The sequence below is a fragment of the Paenibacillus farraposensis genome, assembly GCF_020736845.1.
In the GTDB taxonomy this organism is placed as follows: Bacteria; Bacillota; Bacilli; order Paenibacillales; family Paenibacillaceae; genus Paenibacillus; species Paenibacillus farraposensis.
The window spans coordinates 1-366 of record NZ_JAFFQR010000046.1 but is presented as its reverse complement, the minus strand read 5'-3'; the positions used below and the strand labels follow the sequence as shown (position 1 = coordinate 366).

The following is a 366-nucleotide window of genomic DNA, read 5'->3' as shown; positions in this document are numbered from 1 at the left end:
GCATTTCTTCCGTGATCAGAGCGTCGGTTTTCCTAAATTCAAGAGCAAGAAGACCAACAGTCACAGTTACACAACGAATAATCAGAATGGCACAGTAAGCGTTGCAGACGGATATATAAAGCTTCCTAAGTTGAGAAAACTCATCCGAATCAAATTGCATCGTCCATTCGTTGGACTCATCAAGTCGTGTACGGTATCCAAAACACCGTCAGGGAAGTATTACGTTTCCTTACTGGTGGAAACGCATTCAGCCTTTGCCTAAGCGTGATAATAAGATGGGTGTTGATCTGGGCTTGAAGTCGTTTGCTATTACTTCCGATGGCGATACAATCGAGAATCCCAAGTACCTTCGCAAGTCTGAAAAGC

The 366-nt window shown here is 43.7% G+C and carries 1 pseudogene; it reads left to right on the top strand.

From position 1 onward, the window contains the following. Positions 1–170: 170 nt before the first annotated feature. Positions 171–366 (top strand): annotated as a pseudogene (locus JO375_RS08605) (hypothetical protein); the annotation flags it as partial.